Consider the following 19,020-nt stretch of genomic DNA (forward strand, 5'->3'; position numbering starts at 1 on the left):
GGACATAACGCCCGTGCGGTGTGTTGAGGGTCACCCGGATCGGAAGGGCGCGAGGCCCTCGGGGGGCTTCTGTAGGCTTGGGGAATGCCACGTCTCCGCCCAGAACGTCCGCCGACCGTCCGCGAGCTGCTGGCCTCGGGCGGCCGGTCGTTCTCGTTCGAGTTCTTCCCGCCGAAGACCGACAAGGGCGCGCGGAACCTGTGGCGCGCGATCCGCGAGCTGGAGTCGCTGCACCCGACGTTCGTGTCCGTGACCTACGGCGCGGGCGGCGGCACCCGCGACAAGACCGTCGACATCGTCGAGCGGATCGCGACCGACACCACGCTCACCCCCGTCGCGCACTTCACCGCCGTGAACCACTCCCAGGCCGAGCTGCGCAACCTCATCGGCCGGTTCGCCGCCGCCGGCGTCCGGAACGTCCTCGCGCTGCGCGGCGACCCGCCCGGCGACCCGATGGGGGAGTGGGTCAAGCACCCGGAGGGCGTCGAGTACGCCGCCGACCTCGTCCGGATGATCCGGTCCTACGGCGACTTCTGCGTCGGCGTCGCCGCGTTCCCCTACAAGCACCCGCGCTCGGCCGACATCGACGGCGACACCCGCCACTTCGTCGAGAAGTGCCGCGCGGGTGCCGACTACGCGATCACGCAGATGTTCTTCCGCGCCGACGACTACTTCCGGCTCCGCGACCGCGTCGCCGCCGCGGGCTGCGACGTGCCGATCCTGCCGGGCATCATGCCGGTCACGCAGCTCAGCACGATCGAGCGGTCCGAGCAGCTGTCCGGCGCGCCGTTCCCGCCGGAGGTGCGGGCCCGGTTCGAGGCCGTCGGCGACGACCCGGAGGCGGTCCGCCGCCTCGGCATCGAGCACGCCGCCGAGCTGTGCCGGGAGCTGCTCGACCAGGACGCGCCCGGCATCCACTTCATCACGTTCAACAAGTCGACGGCGACGCGCGAGGTCTACTCGCTGGTCGACGGGGCCGGGTACGGCGCGAGGGGCAGCGTCCCGCCCATGACCGCGTAGCGGGGCCCGCCGCCGGGGAACTCGAAGTCCGTCAGCAGGTCGACCATGCCGACGGAACGGTACAGGGTGCGGGCGGGCGTGTCCGGCCGCCGCTCCAGCGTGGACAGCACGACCGTCCGCTGCGGCCGCCCCTCGCACAGCGCGTTCAGCAGCGCCCGGCCGAAGCCCCGGCCCTGGGCGTCCGGATGGACGTGCAGCTCCGCGACCTCGAAGGCGTCCTCCAGCCAGGACTCCGCGTGATCAGGGCCGCCGCGGTCGGCGAGCGCGCGGTACACGACGTCGTGCCACCACTGGCCGGGCGCCCCGCGGAACCCGTACGCGAACCCGTGGACGCCGCCCGCCAGCACGGGCAGCGCGCCGCGCCGCTCGACCACGAACGCGCGGAACCCGGGGTGGGCGGCGTGCCGCTCCATGATGGTGTGGCGTCCCGGAAGCTGCTCCCTCGGCGGGGCCATCGCGGCGGCGTACACGTCCAGCATGGGGCCGAGCCTGCGTAGGAAGGCGCGTTCGTCGATCTCGCGCAGCTTCAGGTCCCTCACCCGACAGAGACTAGACCCGGGCGACCGTCCGCTGCGTCGCGGAGAGCCGGTCGTAGATGTCCCAGAGGATGCGGTCGGCGGCCTTCTTCAGCGTGCCGCGCTCGGTGTCGAGCCGGCCGCCCCACTCGCGCGCCTCCGGGCCCAGCCAGGCGTCCGTCCCGCCGAGGGTCCGCACGGGCGGGTCGAGGGCGCCGCGGAGGCGGTCGATGCTGCCGTAGGCGTCGGCGTACGCGCGGTAGAGGTGCTCGTAGTCCGGGTTCGGACGCTCGTCCGGGGACAGCTGCGCGGCGGCCGCGCCGGTCAGCGGCGGCGGAAGGCTTCCGGGGGGCGGTGGAGCGGCCATGGCGACCTCACATCCGGGGGCTCGGGGGCCGGGGGCTCAGGCGACGTCGGCGGCGTGCGGGCGCGGGCCGATCCGGGCGAGCGCCTCCCGCGCCCGCGGGCTCAGGTCGGCCCCGGCCAGCACCTGGACGGCGACCGGGCGCACCCCCGCCCGGTCGGCCTCGGCGAGGAAGGCGCGCAGCCAGCGCGCGTCCATGGTCATGTGGTGGCTGGACACGCCGAGCGCCTCCTGCACGGCCCTCACCTTCGCCTCGTCGCCGTGCGCCGCCTTGAGCAGGGCCGCCGCGCCCGCCGGGCCGAGGCGCTCGTACAGCGCCCCGGTGTAGTCGGGGTCGTCGGCGTTGGCCTTCAGGTGCCGCCACACCGGGTCGGGGACGGGCCGTCCGTCCCGGATCGAGGCGACCACGGCCAGCGCGTCGGTCCTGGCGGCTTTGGTCGCGGCCTTGCGGTCGGGGAAGTTGCCGATGTCCCCGGCGCCGCGCGGCGTCGGTGCGTGCTGGGACGGCCCGCGCGGCGGCTGGACGGACTTCGGCGGTTTCGCCGGCTGCGGCGTCCGGGTCCCCGGCGTCGGCGCGGGGGTGGGCGCGGGCGGCGCGTCCACCTCGCCGCCCGGGGACGGGTGCGTGACCGCGTAGTTGTAGCGCCGGGTCAGCATTTCGAGCTGCTCGGCGGCCCACCGCGCGACCTCGTCCGCCTGCCGGTACCCGGCCGTCGGGACCCCCGGCGGCGGACGGTGCCCGTTCAGCCAGCCCTGGATCGCGTTCTGCGCGTCCTGGAGCTGCCTGATCACCTGGTCCAGCGCGGGCGGGTCGATCCCCCTGAACTGCGGGTCGCGGGCGCCCGGACCGGTGCGCATCTGCCCGCCGCCCATCTGCGCGCCCATCGACCCTCCCGGAGGTCACCGTTCGGCGTTGTCCGACTCCCCAGAATCACACCCTGCTCAGCGGCTGTCGAGTGCTTCGCGCACGGACGCCTCGTCTCGTGCCACGACGGCGGCGTCCCCGGACAGGACGATCGGCCGCTGGATCAGCACCGGGTTCGCCACCATGACCTCGATCCACCGGGCCCGGTCGCGGTCGAGGTCCTTGAGCCCGAGCTCCTTGGCGACCGGCTCGTTCAGGCGCGCCACGTCCCACGGCTCGGCGCCGATCCGCGTGAGGACGGCGTCGAACTCCTCCGCCGTGGGCGGGTCGTCCAGGTAGCGGCGCTCGGTGTACTCGACGCCCGCCGCGTCCAGCGCGGCCTTCGCGGCGCGGCTCTTCGAGCAGCGCGGGTTGTGCCAGATCTCCATGTCGGCCATTCTCGTCACTCCACTTCGGCTGCGGCGCCCCCGGTGATCCGCAGCAGTTCCTCGTACGACGTCGGGAAGACGGTGTGGGGATGCCCGCCCGCCGCCCAGACCCGGTCGTACCGTTCCAGCCAGACGTCCACGAGGGTACGGATCGGCGCGGGGTGGCCGAGCGGGGCCACGCCGCCGATCGGCTGCCCGGTCGCCTCCCGGACGAACTCCGGCGACGCCCGCCTCACCTTCGCCGCTCCCACCAGCGCCGCGACCTTCGCCGTGTCGACCCGGTGCGCGCCGCTCGTCATGACGAGGAGGGGCGCCCCGTCCGCGTCGAACACCAGGCTGTTGGCGATCGCGCCCACCTCGCAGCCGAGCTGCTCGGCGGCGGCCTGCGCCGTCCGCGCGGAATCGGGCAGTTCGACGATGGCTCCGGTCGCGCCATGGTCCAGCAGGGCCTTTGCGACGATTTCGGCATTCGGATGCATGGGTAGCACTTTAAGGTCGCCTCATGCGAGGGAGACCGATCGACGTGCGGAAGACCGCGGTACTGGTGGCCGGGGCCGTCCTGCTGGCGGCCTGCAACGGGACGGACGAGGCGGCGCCCCCGCCGCCGAAGGTCTCACCGTCCTCGAAGCCCGCGGGCCCCGCCCAGACGCCCACCCCGACGCCCACGCCTACGCATCGCAAGCTGAAACCGGGTGCGAAGGGGGCCGACGTCGAGGCGCTGCAGAGCCGCCTCAAGGAACTGCACTACGACCCGGGGAAAGTGGACGGGAAGTACGGGGTGTCCACGCAGATGGCCGTGTGGGCGTTCCAGGGGGTCAACCGGCTCAAGCAGAAGAGCACGCTGACCGCCTCCTTCTGGAAGGCCCTGGACGCGCCCAAGGAACCGCGTCCGATGGCCAAGAAGCGCGAGAAGGACCGGGTTGACGTCGACCTCCGGCGGCAGTACCTCGTCCTCTACAAGGACGGCGCGCCGCGCCTCATCTCGCACATCTCGTCCGGCTCGGGGGAGCGCTACTGCGCGAAGGACCGGGGCGCCAAGGTCCCGCGCTGCCGCTACGCCACGACCGGCACCGGCGACTTCCGGACCGGACGCCGCGCCTCCGGCTGGGAGACCTCGCCCCTCGGACAGCTCTACAACCCCATCTACTTCAACGGCGGCATCGCCTTCCACGGCGCCCTGGACGTGCCCGACTACCCCGCCTCGCACGGGTGCGTCCGGATGCCGATGCACATCGCCGAGTACCTCCCCGGCATCCTCGGGACGAACGTTCCAGTGCACGTCAGACGGCCTTCCTGAGGAACTGTCCGACCCGCCTGTTCCACTGCTGTCAAGCCCGCTGACCTGCGGGACACGACACACGTTCGAACACGTTGACGAATCGCCGGGCGGGCGCTTTACTGGGAATGCGTCGAACTTATGTTCGACGTGGTGCGGGACTCGCGGCCCGCGCCAGGGCGACGTCCCCGCCGGGGCATGCGGTGCTCCGGCGGGACGGACGGCCGGGCGGAGTGAGGGGAAGCTCTCCGCCCGGCCGGCCCGAGCCCCGGAAGGAGGCAGACCATGTCCGGAACGATGACCGCGCGCGGGGCCCACCCGGCCGCGCAGGTCCATTCGGCCGCGGCGTCCGCGCCGCCGCCGAGCCCGCGCCACCGTCCGCTGCCCGCCCCCCGCCCGGCGCACACCGCCGCCGGCCAGTTGCACGCCGCCCGCATGGGCCTCGCGGAGGCGGCCGAGGCCACCTCGCCCGCCGTCCGCTACGTCTGCGCCCACCTGGCCGCGCTGCGCGCCGCCGCCGCGGTGCTGGCGTCCAAGGACCCGCTGGAGACCCACCGGCGCGGACGTCCGCGCAGCGTGTGGGTGCTGCTGCCCGAGGCGGAGCCCGCGCTGCGCGAGTGGGCCGCCTTCTTCGCCGCCGGCGCCGACAAGCGCGCCGCCGCCGAGGCGGGCCTGCCGCGCGCCGCCACCCCGCGCGAGGCCGAGGAGCTGCTGCACGACGCCGAGGTCTTCGTCACCCTCGTCGAGGACACCCTCGGCATCACCAGCCAGCCGACGCTGCCCGTCCCCGAGGCGGGCTGACCTCACCGGAGGCCGTCCCCCTCCCCGGGGCGGCCGCACCGGGGGCCGGGGCGCCCGTCCCGCCCGGCCTCACCACCGGCGGCGGCCCGCCCCGGCCCCCACCGACCAGCCCTTCGCCGACGCGTCGGCGAAGGGCTCAGTGCGGTGTGGGTGGGGACCCCGGTCCTGGGCGGTGGGGGGCGGGAGCATAGCGTCGGGGGCGGTAGGGCCGCCGGAGCGGTGGGCCTCCGTGGAATCCTCCGAGCCCCGAGGAGACGCCGTGCACGATCGAGACGCCCTCTACATCGATGGAGCCTGGACGAGCCCGCAGGGCGGCGGCGTCATCGCCGTCGAGAACCCCGCCACCGAGGAGACGCTCGGCACCGTGCCGGAGGGGACGGCCGAGGACGCCGACCGGGCCGTCCGCGCCGCCCGCGCCGCGCTGCCCGCCTGGTCGGCGACGTCCTACGCCGAGCGGGCCGAGTACCTCGGACGGCTCCGCGACGCCCTCGCGTCCCGCACCGACGACATCGCCCGGACGATCGCGAGCGAGGTCGGCACCCCCATGCGCCTCGCGACCCGCGTCCAGGCGGGGCTGCCGCAGACCGTCGTCGGGTCGTACGCCGAGCTGATCGCGGGCGGCCTGCCGGAGGAGCGGATAGGCAACTCGCTGGTGGTCCGGGAACCGGCCGGGGTCGTCGCCGCGATCACGCCGTGGAACTACCCGCTGCACCAGATCACCTGCAAGCTGGCGCCCGCGCTCGCGGCCGGCTGCACGATCGTGATCAAGCCGAGCGAGGTCGCGCCGCTGGTCTCCTACCTGCTGATGGACGCCGTCCACGAGGCCGGGATCCCGGCGGGCGTGGTCAACCTCGTCCCCGGGTACGGGCCGGTCGTCGGGGAGGCGCTCGCCGCCCATCCCGAGGTGGACATGGTGTCGTTCACCGGCTCGGTGCGGGCCGGGTCCCGGGTCGCCGAGCTGGCCGCCGGGACGATCAAGAAGGTCGCGCTGGAGCTCGGCGGCAAGTCCGCCAACGTCATCCTGGACGACGCCGACCTGAGGACCGCGGTGAAGGTCGGCGTCGCCAACGCCTACCTGAACGGCGGCCAGACCTGCACCGCCTGGACGCGGATGCTCGTCCACCAGGACCTCTACGAGCAGGCCCTCGACCTCGTGAAGGGCGCCGCCGAGGGGTACGCGCCGGGCGACCCGCTCGACTCGTCGACCCGGCTCGGGCCGCTCGTGTCCAAGACCCAGCTCGAACGGGTGCGGGGCTTCATCGACACCGGCGTCGCCGAGGGCGCGCGCGTCGTCACCGGCGGGACGGCCGCGCCGGACGGCTTCGACCGCGGCCACTACATCGCGCCGACCGTGCTCGCCGACGTCGACCAGGACGCGACGGTCGCGCAGGAGGAGATCTTCGGCCCGGTCCTGTCGGTCATCCCGTTCCGCGACGACGACGAGGCCCTCCGGATCGCGAACAACTCCCGCTACGGACTCGCGGGCGGCGTGTGGTCCGCCGACCAGGACCGGGCGCTCGCGTTCGCCCGCCGGGTCAAGACGGGCTCCATCGACGTGAACGGCGGCGCCTACAACCCGCTGGCCCCGTTCGGCGGGTACAAGCAGTCCGGGCTCGGGCGCGAGCTGGGCCGGTACGGCCTGGACGAGTTCCTGGAGACCAAGTCCATCCAGCTCTGACAGCTCCGACCCCAGCCGAGGAGAGGCATCCATGGTCAAGGCCGTCGTCGCCACCGGGCCGGACGTCCCGCCGCAGGTCCGCGACATCGAACTGCCCCCGGTCGGGCCCGGGGACGTCAGGGTCCGGGTGGCGGCGGCCGGGGTGTGCCATTCCGACCTGTCGATGGTCGACGGGACGCTGGCGCCCGCGTTCCCGCTCGTCCTCGGGCACGAGGCGGCCGGGACGGTCGCGGAGGCCGGCGAGAACGTCACGCGGGTCCGTCCCGGCGACCACGTCGTGCTGAACTGGGCCGCCGCCTGCGGCGAGTGCTGGTTCTGCGGCGAGGGCGAGCCGTGGCTGTGCGGCGCGGCGGAGGGGGCGGTGAGCCCGCCGTCCGGCGCCACGCTGGACGGGGCCGCGCTCCACGCCTGCATGGGCGTCGGCGGATTCGCCGAGGAGCTGGTCGTCGCCGAGCGGTCCGTGGTGCCGCTGCCCGCGTCCGCGCCGCTCGACCTGAGCGCGCTGCTCGGCTGCGCGGTGCTGACGGGCATCGGCGCCGTCCGCGGCACCGCGGGCGTCCGCGAAGGGCAGTCGGTGCTGGTCATAGGGCTCGGCGGGATCGGGCTCTCGGCCGTCATGGGCGCCCGCCTCGCCGGGGCCGCGACGATCATCGCCGTCGACCGGGGCACGGAGAAGGAGGGCCTAGCCGAGGCGGCGGGCGCGACGCACTACCTGGAAGGCGACCCGAAACTGGCGAGACAGGTCCGCGCGCTGACCGGCGGACGCGGCGCCGACCACGCCTTCGAGTGCGTGGGCAAGGCCGACCTGATCCGGACGGCGTGGCAGTCGGTGCGCAGGGGCGGCCAGTGCACGGTCGTCGGCGTGGGCGCCCGCGACGACTCCGTCACGTTCAACGCCCTGGAGCTGTTCCACTTCAACCGGCGGCTGACGAGTTCGGTGTACGGCTCGTCCGTCCCGGACAGGGACGTGCCACTGCTCGTCCGCGAGGTCGAGGCGGGACGGCTCGACCTGTCCACCCTGGTCACGCACCGCATCGGCCTGGACGGCGTCCCCGCCGCGTTCGACCGGATGCGGGGCGGCCAAGGCGCGCGCTCCCTCATCGAGATCGGCCCATGACGGCGGGCCCGCTCGCGGGGCTGCGCGTGGTCGAGCTGTCCAGCTTCGTCGCCGCGCCGCTCGGCGGCATGACGCTCGCCCAGCTCGGCGCGGACGTGATCCGCGTCGACCAGGTGGGCGGCGGCCCCGACATCGACCGCCACCCGCTGGCCCCGTCCGGGCGCAGCCTGTACTGGGCGGGGCTCAACAAGGGGAAGCGGTCCGTCACGCTCGACCTCCGCTCCCCGGACGGACGCGACCTCGCCGCCGCCCTCGCCGTCGAGGCCGGTGTCGTCCTGACCAACGCGCCGCCCCGCGACGGGCTCACCTACGAGGCGCTTCGGGAGAAGCGGCCAGACCTGATCCACGTCCAGTTGCAAGGACGCAGGGACGGCGCAAACGCGGTCGACTACACCGTCAACGCCGCGATGGGCTTCCCGTCCATCACGGGCCCGGCCGACCACGACGCCCCGGTCAACCACGTCCTGCCCATCTGGGACGTCGCCTGCGGCCTCTACACGGCGGTCGGGCTGCTGGCCGCCGAGCGGCACCGGCTGCGCACGGGCGAGGGGCAGAGCATCCGCGTCGCGCTGCACGACGTCGCGCTCGCCACGGCCGGGAACCTCGGCTACCTCGCGGAGGCGCAGCTCGGCGCCCCGCGCCCGAGGCTGGGCAACGACCTGTTCGGCGACTTCGGCCGCGACTTCGCCACCGCCGACGGCCGCGTCATGGTCGCCACGCTGACGCCCCGCCACTGGCGCGACCTGGTGGCGGCGACCGGGCTCGGCGAGGTGGCGGACGCCCTGGAACGGGCCTTGGACGCCGACTTCCGCCGCGCCGGGGACCGCTTCGCCTACCGCGAGGCGCTCGGCGGCGTCCTCGCGCCCTGGTTCGCGTCCCGCACGTGCGCTGAGGTCGAGGAGGGTCTGCGCGGAACGTCCGTCCTGTGGTCCCGCTACAGGGACCTCGCGGAGGTCACCGGCGCCCTCGACGGCGAACCCCTGATGGCCGTGCTCGACCAGCCCGGCATAGGCAAGCACTTCGCCCCAGGTTCACCGCTGCTGTTCAACGGCGCGTCCACGCCGCCGAGAACCGCCCCCACGCTGGGCGAACACACCGAGGACGTGCTCCGCGACGTCCTGTCCCTGTCCCCGCGGCGCGTCGAGGCCCTACGCGCCGGCGGGACGATCGCCGCTCCATGAGATAGTTAGGTAGGCGAACTAAGGAGGGGACGTGGCGGCGGGCGGCGTTCGCGGGCTCGTGCCGCTGCTCGCGTTCCTCGGCGTGATGGCCTACTCGCTGTCGATGGCCGTCGTCACGCCCGCGCTCCCGCAGATCCAGGGCGGCCTCCACACGACCCCCGCCGGGGCGGCGTGGTCGCTGACCGCGATGACGCTCTCCGCGGCCGTCGCGACGCCCGTCGTCGGACGCCTCGGCGACCTGCACGGCCCCCGGCGCGTCCTGCTCGCGGTGCTGCTGGTCTCCCTCGCGGGCATGGTCGTCGCGGCCCTGGCGACGACGGTGCCCGCGATGCTGGCCGGACGAGCCCTCAGCGGCGTCGGCGGCGGCGTCTTCCCGCTCGCCTACACGATCATCCGGGACGTCGTCCCGCCCGCGAGGACGGCGTCGGCGATCGGGCTCATGTCGTCCATGCTGGGGCTCGGCGGGGCCGTCTCCTGGTGCCTCGCCGGGCCGATCATCGACCTGCTCGGCTGGCGGTGGCTGCTCTGGGCGCCGGTCGCCGGGCTCGCGCCGGGCGTGGCGCTGGCCTGGTGGATCGTTCCACGATCGGCGCCCCGGAAGGCCGCCGGGGTCGACTGGTACGGCGCCGCGCTGTTCGCGGCCTGGCTCGTCGCGGCGCTCACCGCGCTCACCCAGGGCATGGACTGGGGCTGGACGTCGCCCGGCGTCCTCGGCCTGCTCGCCCTGTCGGCGGTCACCGCCGCCGCGTGGCTGCGGGTGGAGGGGCGGGTGGCCGCGCCGCTGGTCGACCTGCGGCTGATGCGCGCCCGCGGGGTGTGGACGGCGAACGCCGCGTCGCTGCTGTCCGGGTACGCGCTGATGGCGGGCGGGCTGCTGTTCCCGCTGCTCGTCCAGCTCCCGGCGGACACCGGCTACGGGTTCGGCGGGACGGCCACCCAGGCGGCCCTGCTGCAACTGCCCGCGAGCGTCGGCATGACGCTCGCGGGGATGACGGCGGGCCTGCTCGACCGGCGGATCGGCTCCCGCATGGTCCTGCTCGGCGGCGCGCTGACGACGGGCCTCGGATACGCCTTCGTGGTCTTCCAGCACGCGGCGATGTGGCAGCTCTACGTCGGCGGCCTGGCCCGGGGCATCGGTCTCGGCTTCGCCTACGCGGCGGTCGCGAACCTGGTGGTCGCGGCCGTCCCGGCGGGGGAGACGGGCGCGGCGACCGGGATCAACACGCTCGTCCGGACGGTCGGCGCGTCGCTCGGCACGCAGATCAGCGCGGTCGTCGTCGCGGGCGTCCCCGGCGACGCCGGGTACACGGCCGGGTTCGCGGTGAGCGCCGCCGTGATGGCCGCCGTGCTCCCGCTGGCGCTGCTCGCCCCGCGCCGCCGGAACCGGACCCGGACGCGAAACGGGGCCCGGCATGACGCCGGACCCCGTCCCGATGGTGCGTGCGGATCAGAACGACTCGACGGCGCGGCGCGCCTCCGGGTCGAGGACGCCCCAGCCGATCAGCTCTTCGGTCAGCTCGGTCGGGGACTTGTCATAGATGACCGCGAGTGAACGCAGGTCTTCCTGACGAATGGACAGGACCTTTCCGTTGTAGTCGCCCCGCTGGCTTTGGATCGTCGCGGCGTAACGGGCGAGAGGACCGGCCTTGTCTTTCGGAAGCTGCTGCAACCGCTCTAGATCGATCACGAGCTTGGGTGTAGGCCCGAGCGGGCTCGGCGCGGCTCCGCCGGGCAGCAACTCGGAAACCGGCACGCCATAGAAATCGGCGAGCTCGGCCAGCTTCTGAACGGTGACGGCGCGGTCGCCCCGCTCGTACGAACCCACGACGACGGCCTTCCAGCGGCCACGTGACTTCTCCTCCACGCCGTGCAGGGACAGGCCCTGCTGGGTGCGGATGGCGCGCAGGCGCGCGCCGAGAGCCTTAGCGTATTCAGACGGCATTTCGCGGCCCCCAGGCTCACTTTCATCGTCGTCGGACTCCGGCTTGCGCCGGAGGGGAGCCGATTCTCGAAGCCTCGGCCTCAGGAGTGGCCCCCGGGGATGGTTACGGACAGTGACGGTAAAACGGGGAAGCCCACAGGTCAAGCCGATTGGAAAAAACCGGTCGAATCCGCAGGACTTCGACCGGGTGGCACGGATCGCCCGCAAGCCCGGCGGGCCAGGCGGTCCGGGCCGTCCGCCGGTCCGCTCCCCGGTTTCCGAAGTTCTCCGATGTGACCCCTCTCACCTGCGAAGACGCGGGGCGGTCCGGGTGCGGGGCAGCGCGGGCCGGCTGCTACCGTGTGAGGGACATGACGTCCTTTAAGACCCGTCCCGTGAGGCGGGAAAGGAGGTTCAGGCGGTGAATGCTGCCTCCAGCCAGGACCGGCGGACGGTGGCGCGCGTGGCGGACGGTGACCCCCGGCCCAAGGCCGTTCTGGAAGGTCCCGACATCAGACGCGCGCTGACCCGGATCGCCCACGAGATCCTCGAGCGGACCAAGGGCGGCCACGACGTCCTGCTGCTCGGCATCCAGACCCGCGGCGTGACGCTCGCCGAGCGGCTCGCCGGGGCGCTGCGCGAGGTCGAGGGCCGCCCGGTGCCCTGGGGCTCGCTCGACGTGACCATGTACCGGGACGACCTGCGGATGCGCCCGGCCCGCGCGCTCGGCCGCACCGAGGTGCCGCCGGAGGGGATCGACGACCGGGTCGTCGTCCTCGTCGACGACGTCCTGTTCTCCGGCCGGACCGTCCGCGCCGCCCTGGACGCCCTCAACGACCTCGGCAGGCCGCGCGCCGTCCAGCTCGCCGTGCTGGTCGACCGGGGCCACCGGCAGCTGCCGATCCGCGCCGACTACGTCGGCAAGAACCTGCCCACCTCGATGCGGGAGACCGTGAAGGTCCTGCTGGACGAGAACGACGGGCACGACGAGGTGCTGCTCGGCCCCGCGCTGCCCGACCCCGCACTGCCCGGCACGTCGGGAGGCGCCCGGTGAACCGCCATCTGATCTCCGCCGCCGACCTGACCCGCGACGACGCGCTCCTCGTCCTGGACACTGCCGAGGAGCTCGCGCAGATCGCGGGCCGGTCGATCAAGAAGCTGCCGACGCTGCGCGGCCGGACGGTCGTGAACCTCTTCTTCGAGGACTCGACCCGCACCCGCATCTCGTTCGAGGCGGCCGCCAAGCGGCTGTCCGCCGACGTGATCAACTTCTCCGCCAAGGGGTCGAGCGTGTCCAAGGGCGAGAGCCTGAAGGACACCGCGCTCACCCTGGAGGCGATGGGCGCGGACGGCGTCGTCGTCCGGCACGGCGCGTCCGGCGCGCCGCACCGGCTGGCGGGCTGGGTCCAGGGCAGCGTGGTCAACGCCGGGGACGGCACCCACGAGCACCCGACCCAGGCGCTCCTCGACGCGTTCACGATGCGCAAGCGGCTCGGCGACCTGGAGGGCCGCAGGGTCACGATCGTCGGCGACGTCCTGCACAGCCGGGTGGCACGATCCAACGTCCTGCTGCTCGACACGCTCGGCGCGGACGTCACCGTCGTCGCGCCGCCGACGCTGCTCCCGGTCGCGATCGGCACCTGGCCGTGCTCGGTCTCCTACGACCTCGACGGCGTGATCCCGAAGAGCGACGTCATCATGATGCTGCGCGTCCAGCAGGAGCGGATGAACGCGGCGTACTTCCCGTCCGTCCGCGAGTACAGCCGCCGCTACGGGCTGGACGCCGAGCGGATGGCGCAGCTGCCCGACCACGCGATCGTCATGCACCCCGGCCCGATGAACCGGGGCGTGGAGATCGCCGCGGAGGTCGCCGACTCGGTCCGCTCCACGATCGTCGAGCAGGTCGCGAACGGCGTCAGCGCGCGCATGGCCGTCCTGTACCTGCTGCTCGGCGGGTCCGAGCCCGCCATCGGCAAGGAGGTCTCCCAGTGAGCCAGACGTACGTCATCAGGGGCGCGCGGATCCTCGGCGGCGAGGCCGCCGACGTCCTCGTCCGCGACGGCGCCATCGCCGAGGTGGGCGCCGGCCTGGACGGGTCGGGGGCGCAGGTCGTCGACGCCGCCGGGCTGATCGCCCTGCCCGGCCTGGTCGACCTGCACACCCACCTGCGCGAGCCCGGCCGCGAGGACGCCGAGACCGTCGAGTCCGGGACGAAGGCCGCCGCCGTCGGCGGGTACACGGCCGTCCACGCGATGGCGAACACCGACCCCGTCGCCGACACGGCGGGCGTGGTCGAGCAGGTGTGGCGGCTCGGCCGCGAGGCCGGGTACTGCGACGTCCATCCGGTCGGGGCCGTCACCCGGAGCATCGCCGGGGAGCAGCTCGCCGAGCTCGGCGCGATGGCCGACTCCGCCGCCCGCGTCCGGGTCTTCTCCGACGACGGGCACTGCGTGTCGGACGCGGTCATCATGCGCCGGGCGCTGGAGTACGTGAAGGCGTTCGACGGCGTCGTCGCGCAGCACGCGCAGGAGCCGCGGCTCACCGAGGGCGCGCAGCTGAACGAGGGCGAGATGTCCGCCGCGCTCGGGCTGCGCGGCTGGCCCGCGGTCGCCGAGGAGGCGATCATCGCGCGGGACGTCCTGCTCGCCCAGCACGTCGGGTCGCGGCTGCACGTCTGCCACGTGTCCACGGCGGGCTCGGTGGAGATCCTCCGCTGGGCGAAGAGCAAGGGCTGCCCGGTGACCGCCGAGGTCACCCCGCACCACCTGCTGCTGGACGACACCAGGGCCGGGACCTACGACCCGATCTTCAAGGTGAACCCGCCGCTGCGCACCGCCGCCGACGTCGACGCGCTCCGCCGCGCCCTCGCCGACGGGACGATCGACTGCGTCGCCACCGACCACGCCCCCCACCCGGTGGAGGCGAAGGAGACCGAGTGGGCCGTCGCCGCGATGGGCATGGTCGGCCTGGAGACCGCGCTGCCGGTCGTCCAGGAGGCGATGGTCGAGACGGGGCTGCTCGACTGGGCCGGGGTCGCCGACCGGATGTCCGTCCAGCCGGCGCGCATCGGGCGCCTCTCCGGGCAGGGCCGCCCGCTGGAGGCCGGGTCGCCCGCCAACATCACGCTGTACGACCCGTCGCCGCGCCGCGCCGTGGACCCGTCGGCCCTGGCGTCCAAGAGCCGCAACACCCCGTTCGCGGGGCTGGAGCTGCCGGGACGGGTCGTCGCGACGTTCCTGCGAGGCAGGCCGACCGTCCTGGAAGGGAAGCTTCAATGAGCCCTGCTCTGCTCGTACTGGAAGACGGCAGGGTGTTCCGCGGGACGCCGTACGGAGCCGAGGGTGAGACCTTCGGCGAGATGGTCTTCAACACCGGGATGACCGGCTACCAGGAGACGCTCACCGACCCGTCGTACGCGCGCCAGATCGTCGCGATGACGTCCCCGCACATCGGCAACACCGGCATGAACGGCGAAGACCCCGAGTCGGCCCGCATCCAGGTCGCCGGGTACGTGGTGCGCGAGCCCGCGCGGGTGGCGTCCAACTGGCGGGCCACCGGTTCGCTCGGCTCGGCGCTGCGCGACCAGGGCGTCGTGGGCATCGCGATCCCCGGCACCCGCGCGCTGACGCGGCACCTGCGCGACAAGGGCGCGATGCGCGCCGCCATCTTCAGCGGGACGGCGGCCGTCGCGCCCGGCGAGGACGCGCTGCTCGAACGGGTGCGGCAGAGCCCCTCGATGGAGGGCGCCGACCTCGCGCGGGACGTCTCCACCGAGGAGCCGTACATCATCCGCGCGCAGGGCGAGAAGCGCTTCACGGTCGCCGCCGTCGACCTGGGCATCAAGGCGATGACGCCGTACCGGATGTCCGAGCGGGGCTGCGAGGTGCACGTCCTGCCCGCGACGAGCACGGCCGAGGACATCCTCGCGCTCGACCCGGACGGCGTGTTCTTCTCCAACGGCCCCGGCGACCCCGCCGCCGCCGGGTACGCGGTGGACGCGCTCAAGGGCGTCCTCGACGCCGGGACGCCGTTCTTCGGCATCTGCTTCGGCAACCAGATCTTCGGACGCGCCCTCGGCCTCGGCACGTACAAGCTGCGGTTCGGCCACCGGGGCATCAACCAGCCCGTCCAGGACCGCGCGACCGGCAGGGTCGACGTGTCCGCGCACAACCACGGCTTCGCCGTCGACGCGCCCGCGGACGGCCCGTTCGACACGCCCTACGGCCCGGCCGAGGTCACCCACGTCAACCTGAACGACGGGTGCGTGGAGGGGCTGCGGCTCCTCGAACGCCCGGCGTTCAGCGTCCAGTACCACCCGGAGGCCGCTGCGGGCCCGCACGACGCGTCGGGCCTGTTCGACCGGTTCAGCGAGCTGATGGAGGGCCCGAGGTAATGCCGCGCCGCGAAGACCTGAACTCCGTCCTGGTCATCGGCTCCGGGCCGATCGTCATCGGCCAGGCGTGCGAGTTCGACTACTCCGGCACCCAGGCGTGCCGGGTGCTGAGGGCCGAGGGCCTGCGGGTGACGCTGGTCAACAGCAACCCCGCGACGATCATGACGGACCCGGAGTTCGCCGACGCCACCTATGTCGAGCCGATCACCCCGGAGGCCGTCGAGAAGATCATCGCGCGGGAGCGGCCGGACGCGCTGCTGCCCACGCTCGGCGGCCAGACGGCCCTGAACACCGCGATCGCGCTCTACGAGGCGGGCGTGCTCGCCGAGTACGGGGTCGAGCTGATCGGCGCCGACGTGGACGCGATCCAGGCCGGGGAGAACCGCGAGAAGTTCAAGGAGGTCGTCGCCAAGGTCGCGCGCGAGCGGGGCCTGAACGCCGAGTCCGCCCGGTCGGTCATCTGCCACACGATGGACGAGTGCCTCGCCGGGGCCGCCGAACTGGGCTACCCGGTCGTCGTCCGGCCGTCGTTCACGATGGGCGGCGCCGGGTCCGGGTTCGCGCACGACGAGGACGACCTGCGCCGCATCGCCGGGGCCGGGCTCGACGCGTCCCCGACCACCGAGGTGCTCCTGGAGGAGTCGATCCTCGGCTGGAAGGAGTACGAGCTGGAGGTCATGCGCGACCGCCACGACAACGTGGTGATCGTGTGCTCCATCGAGAACCTCGACCCGATGGGCGTCCACACCGGCGACTCGATCACGGTCGCGCCCGCGATGACGCTGACCGACCGCGAGTACCAGAACATGCGGGACGTCGCGATCGCCGTGATCCGCGAGGTCGGCGTCGACACCGGCGGCTGCAACATCCAGTTCGCCGTCCACCCCGGCACCGGCCGGATGATCGTCATCGAGATGAACCCGCGGGTGTCGCGGTCGTCGGCGCTCGCGTCCAAGGCCACCGGGTTCCCCATCGCGAAGATCGCGGCGAAGCTCGCCATCGGCTACACGCTGGACGAGATCCCGAACGACATCACCCGCGAGACGCCCGCCTCGTTCGAGCCCACCCTCGACTACGTCGTGGTGAAGGTGCCCCGGTTCGCGTTCGAGAAGTTCCCCGGCGCGGACGGGACGCTCACCACGCACATGAAGTCCGTGGGCGAGGCCATGGCCATCGGGCGCTGCTTCACCGAGGCGCTGCAGAAGGCGCTGCGGTCGCTGGAGCAGAAGGGCTCGTCGTTCAGCTGGGCCGGCGAGGCGGACGCGGCCGAGCTGACCGAGTCCGCCAGGCGCCCGCACGACGGGCGGCTCCGGGACGTGCAGCGCGCCCTCTGGGCCGGGGCGAGCCTGGAGGAGCTGTACGAGGCGACCGGCATCGACCCGTGGTTCCTCGACCAGATCTCCGCGATCAACGAGGTCGCCGAGGAGATCCGCACCTCCGACGACGCGCTCACCAGGGAGAAGCTGGTCCGCGCCAAACGGCACGGGTTCTCCGACGCGCAGCTCGGCGAGCTGCGCGGCCTGTCGGAGGAGGTCGTGCGCGAGGTCCGGCACGCGCTGGGCGTCCGCCCCGTGTACCTGACCGTCGACACGTGCGCCGCCGAGTTCGAGGCGCGGACGCCGTACCTCTACTCGGCCTACGACGAGGAGACCGAGGTCCCGCCGGGGGCCAGGCCGAAGGTCCTCATCCTCGGCAGCGGGCCCAACCGCATCGGGCAGGGCGTCGAGTTCGACTACTCCTGCGTCCACGCCTCGTTCACGCTCGCCGAGGCGGGCTACGAGACCGTGATGGTCAACTGCAACCCCGAGACCGTCTCCACCGACTACGACACCTCCGACCGGCTCTACTTCGAGCCGCTCACACTGGAGGACGTCCTGGAGGTCGTCCACGCCGAGCAGCAGTCCGGCGAGGTCGCGGGCGTGATCGTCCAGCTCGGCGGGCAGACGCCGCTGGGCCTCGCGCAGAAGCTCAAGGACGCCGGGGTCCCGATCGTCGGCACCTCGCCGGAGAGCATCCACCTCGCCGAGGAGCGGGGCGCGTTCGGGCGCGTCCTGCACCGGGCCGGGCTGCTCGCGCCGAAGCACGGGACCGCCTCGTCCTACGAGGAGGCCCGCGAGATCGCCGCCGAGATCGGGTACCCGGTGCTCGTCCGGCCCTCGTACGTGCTCGGCGGGCGCGGCATGGAGATCGTGTACGACGACGTCACGCTGGAGTCGTACATGGCCCGCGCGACGGAGGCGAGCCCCGAGCACCCCGTCCTCGTCGACCGCTTCCTGGACGAGGCCATCGAGATCGACGTCGACGCCCTCTTCGACGGCGAGGAGCTGTACCTCGGCGGCGTCATGGAGCACATCGAGGAGGCCGGCATCCACTCCGGCGACTCGGCGTGCGCCCTGCCGCCCATCACGCTGGGGCACGACGACGTCCGCCGGATCCGGGAGGCGACGGAGGCGCTCGCGCGGGGCGTCGGGGTGCGCGGGCTGATGAACGTCCAGTACGCGGTGTCGGCGGGCGTCCTGTACGTGCTGGAGGCGAACCCGCGGGCGTCCCGCACGATCCCGTTCGTGTCGAAGGCGACGGCCGTGCCGCTCGCGAAGGCCGCCGCCCGCGTCATGATGGGCGCGTCCGTCGCGGAGCTGCGCGCCGAGGGCATGCTCCCGGCGGCGGGCGACGGCGGGAGCCTCCCGCTGGACGCGCCCATCGCGGTGAAGGAGGCCGTCCTGCCGTTCGACCGGTTCCGCAACGAGCGCGGGCAGGGCGTCGACATCGTCCTCGGGCCCGAGATGCGCTCCACCGGCGAGGTCATGGGCATCGACGAGGTGTTCGGCACCGCGTTCGCCAAGTCGCAGCAGGCCGCCTACGGCGGCTCCCTGCCGACCAAGGGGCGGGTGTTCGTGTCGGTCGCCAACCGCGACAAACGGCACATGATCTTCCCCGTCAAGCGGCTCGCTGACCTGGGCTTTGAGATTCTTGCCACGGAAGGGACCGCGGAGGTCCTGCGCCGCAACGGCGTGCGTGCCAAGATCGTGCGCAAGCACAGCGAAGGTCCGGGCCCGGACGGCGAGCCCACGATCGTGCGGCGCGTCCTCGACGGCGAGGTCGACCTCATCGTCAACACTCCCTTCGGCAGCCCCGGCCAGTCCGGGCCGCGGCTCGACGGCTACGAGATCCGTACCGCGGCCGTGCTGCGGGGCGTACCGTGCGTGACGACCGTGCAGGGCCTCGCGGCCGCGGTGCAGGGCATCGAGGCCGTCGCGGGCGGGCAGGTCGGCGTGCGCTCCCTCCAGGAGCACGCCGAGCGGATGAGCGGCGCGCACGGCCGGACGGGCGCGCCCGCCCCGCACGCGGGCACCGACGGAACCGCCGACGGAGCCGCGGACGGTGGCCCGGCGGAGGGGTGAGACGAGCGGGCGGGCCGGGGGACGGATGCTGCGTCCCCCGGCCCGCCCGGCGCAACGCGA

At 73.6% G+C, this 19,020-nt stretch carries 18 protein-coding genes; 12 read left to right on the forward strand and 6 right to left on the reverse strand.

All coding sequences use genetic code 11. From position 1 onward, the window contains the following. The first annotated feature begins 84 nt into the window (after positions 1-84). Entirely contained in the window at positions 85-1,020 is a 936-nt protein-coding gene (gene metF, locus FXF65_RS28375) for a methylenetetrahydrofolate reductase [NAD(P)H] (protein WP_148353111.1), read from the forward strand. Here the strand turns inward: metF and FXF65_RS28380 are convergent. The 5 genes from FXF65_RS28380 to FXF65_RS28400 are packed head-to-tail and all read right to left on the reverse strand — an operon-like array spanning position 957 to position 3,671. Beyond that, positions 957-1,559, reverse strand: a complete 603-nt coding sequence (locus FXF65_RS28380; RefSeq protein ID WP_148353112.1) for a GNAT family N-acetyltransferase — start codon at positions 1,557-1,559, stop codon at positions 957-959. The genes metF and FXF65_RS28380 overlap by 64 nt on opposite strands. A 10-nt stretch (positions 1,560-1,569) precedes the next feature. Further along, complete coding sequence (locus FXF65_RS28385; RefSeq protein ID WP_148353113.1) at positions 1,570-1,902, reverse strand: hypothetical protein; 333 nt, start codon at positions 1,900-1,902, stop codon at positions 1,570-1,572. A 36-nt stretch (positions 1,903-1,938) separates the two neighbouring features. Next, positions 1,939-2,784, reverse strand: a complete 846-nt coding sequence (locus FXF65_RS28390) for a hypothetical protein (RefSeq protein WP_148353114.1) — start codon at positions 2,782-2,784, stop codon at positions 1,939-1,941. Between the two features lie 57 nt (positions 2,785-2,841). Further along, the gene (locus tag FXF65_RS28395; RefSeq protein ID WP_148353115.1) at positions 2,842-3,192 is read right to left on the reverse strand and encodes an ArsC/Spx/MgsR family protein; all 351 of its coding nucleotides are present in this window, start codon (positions 3,190-3,192) and stop codon (positions 2,842-2,844) included. A 14-nt stretch (positions 3,193-3,206) separates the two neighbouring features. Then, the gene (locus tag FXF65_RS28400) at positions 3,207-3,671 is read right to left on the reverse strand and encodes a YbaK/EbsC family protein (protein ID WP_148353116.1); all 465 of its coding nucleotides are present in this window, start codon (positions 3,669-3,671) and stop codon (positions 3,207-3,209) included. A 23-nt stretch (positions 3,672-3,694) separates the two neighbouring features. Here FXF65_RS28400 and FXF65_RS28405 point away from each other — a divergent pair, with 23 nt between their 5' ends. The 6 genes from FXF65_RS28405 (at position 3,695) to FXF65_RS28430 (ending at position 10,797) form a co-directional block, all read left to right on the forward strand. Beyond that, positions 3,695-4,489, forward strand: coding sequence for a L,D-transpeptidase family protein (locus FXF65_RS28405; protein ID WP_148353117.1), 795 nt, complete (start codon positions 3,695-3,697; stop codon positions 4,487-4,489). Positions 4,490-4,753: 264 nt separating this feature from the next. Next, a complete protein-coding gene (locus FXF65_RS28410; protein WP_148353118.1) occupies positions 4,754-5,269 on the forward strand; it encodes an SAV_6107 family HEPN domain-containing protein in 516 nt (171 codons plus the stop codon). Positions 5,270-5,528: 259 nt separating this feature from the next. Then, a complete protein-coding gene (locus FXF65_RS28415) occupies positions 5,529-6,947 on the forward strand; it encodes an aldehyde dehydrogenase family protein (RefSeq protein WP_148353119.1) in 1,419 nt (472 codons plus the stop codon). Positions 6,948-6,978: 31 nt separating this feature from the next. Continuing rightward, positions 6,979-8,064, forward strand: a complete 1,086-nt coding sequence (locus FXF65_RS28420) for a Zn-dependent alcohol dehydrogenase (RefSeq protein WP_148353120.1) — start codon at positions 6,979-6,981, stop codon at positions 8,062-8,064. Beyond that, a complete protein-coding gene (locus FXF65_RS28425) occupies positions 8,061-9,245 on the forward strand; it encodes a CoA transferase (RefSeq protein WP_148353121.1) in 1,185 nt (394 codons plus the stop codon). The genes FXF65_RS28420 and FXF65_RS28425 overlap by 4 nt, the downstream gene beginning before the upstream one ends. 31 nt (positions 9,246-9,276) lie before the next feature. Beyond that, positions 9,277-10,797 carry an MFS transporter gene (locus tag FXF65_RS28430; protein ID WP_246199172.1) on the forward strand — a complete coding sequence of 507 codons (1,521 nt, stop codon included), beginning with the start codon at positions 9,277-9,279 and terminating at the stop codon, positions 10,795-10,797. Here the strand turns inward: FXF65_RS28430 and bldD are convergent. Next, positions 10,693-11,187, reverse strand: a complete 495-nt coding sequence (bldD, locus tag FXF65_RS28435; protein WP_021597992.1) for a transcriptional regulator BldD — start codon at positions 11,185-11,187, stop codon at positions 10,693-10,695. The two genes, FXF65_RS28430 and bldD, sit on opposite strands and share 105 nt — an antisense overlap. Before the next feature lie 433 nt (positions 11,188-11,620). Here bldD and pyrR point away from each other — a divergent pair, with 433 nt between their 5' ends. The 5 genes from pyrR to carB are packed head-to-tail and all read left to right on the forward strand — an operon-like array spanning position 11,621 to position 18,960. Beyond that, positions 11,621-12,220, forward strand: coding sequence for a bifunctional pyr operon transcriptional regulator/uracil phosphoribosyltransferase PyrR (pyrR, locus tag FXF65_RS28440; protein ID WP_148353447.1), 600 nt, complete (start codon positions 11,621-11,623; stop codon positions 12,218-12,220). Next, positions 12,217-13,158 carry an aspartate carbamoyltransferase catalytic subunit gene (locus FXF65_RS28445; protein WP_148353122.1) on the forward strand — a complete coding sequence of 314 codons (942 nt, stop codon included), beginning with the start codon at positions 12,217-12,219 and terminating at the stop codon, positions 13,156-13,158. Before pyrR ends, FXF65_RS28445 begins: the two co-directional genes overlap by 4 nt. Beyond that, on the forward strand, positions 13,155-14,444 hold the full coding sequence (locus FXF65_RS28450) for a dihydroorotase (protein WP_148353123.1): 1,290 nt from the start codon (positions 13,155-13,157) through the stop codon (positions 14,442-14,444). The genes FXF65_RS28445 and FXF65_RS28450 overlap by 4 nt, the downstream gene beginning before the upstream one ends. Then, a complete protein-coding gene (gene carA / locus FXF65_RS28455) occupies positions 14,441-15,559 on the forward strand; it encodes a glutamine-hydrolyzing carbamoyl-phosphate synthase small subunit (protein WP_148353124.1) in 1,119 nt (372 codons plus the stop codon). Before FXF65_RS28450 ends, carA begins: the two co-directional genes overlap by 4 nt. After that, the gene (gene carB, locus FXF65_RS28460; RefSeq protein ID WP_246199174.1) at positions 15,559-18,960 is read left to right on the forward strand and encodes a carbamoyl-phosphate synthase large subunit; all 3,402 of its coding nucleotides are present in this window, start codon (positions 15,559-15,561) and stop codon (positions 18,958-18,960) included. The genes carA and carB overlap by 1 nt, the downstream gene beginning before the upstream one ends. The last annotated feature ends 60 nt before the right edge of the window (positions 18,961-19,020 follow it).

This window comes from Actinomadura syzygii (assembly GCF_008085905.1).
GTDB lineage: Bacteria > Actinomycetota > Actinomycetes > Streptosporangiales > Streptosporangiaceae > Spirillospora > Spirillospora syzygii.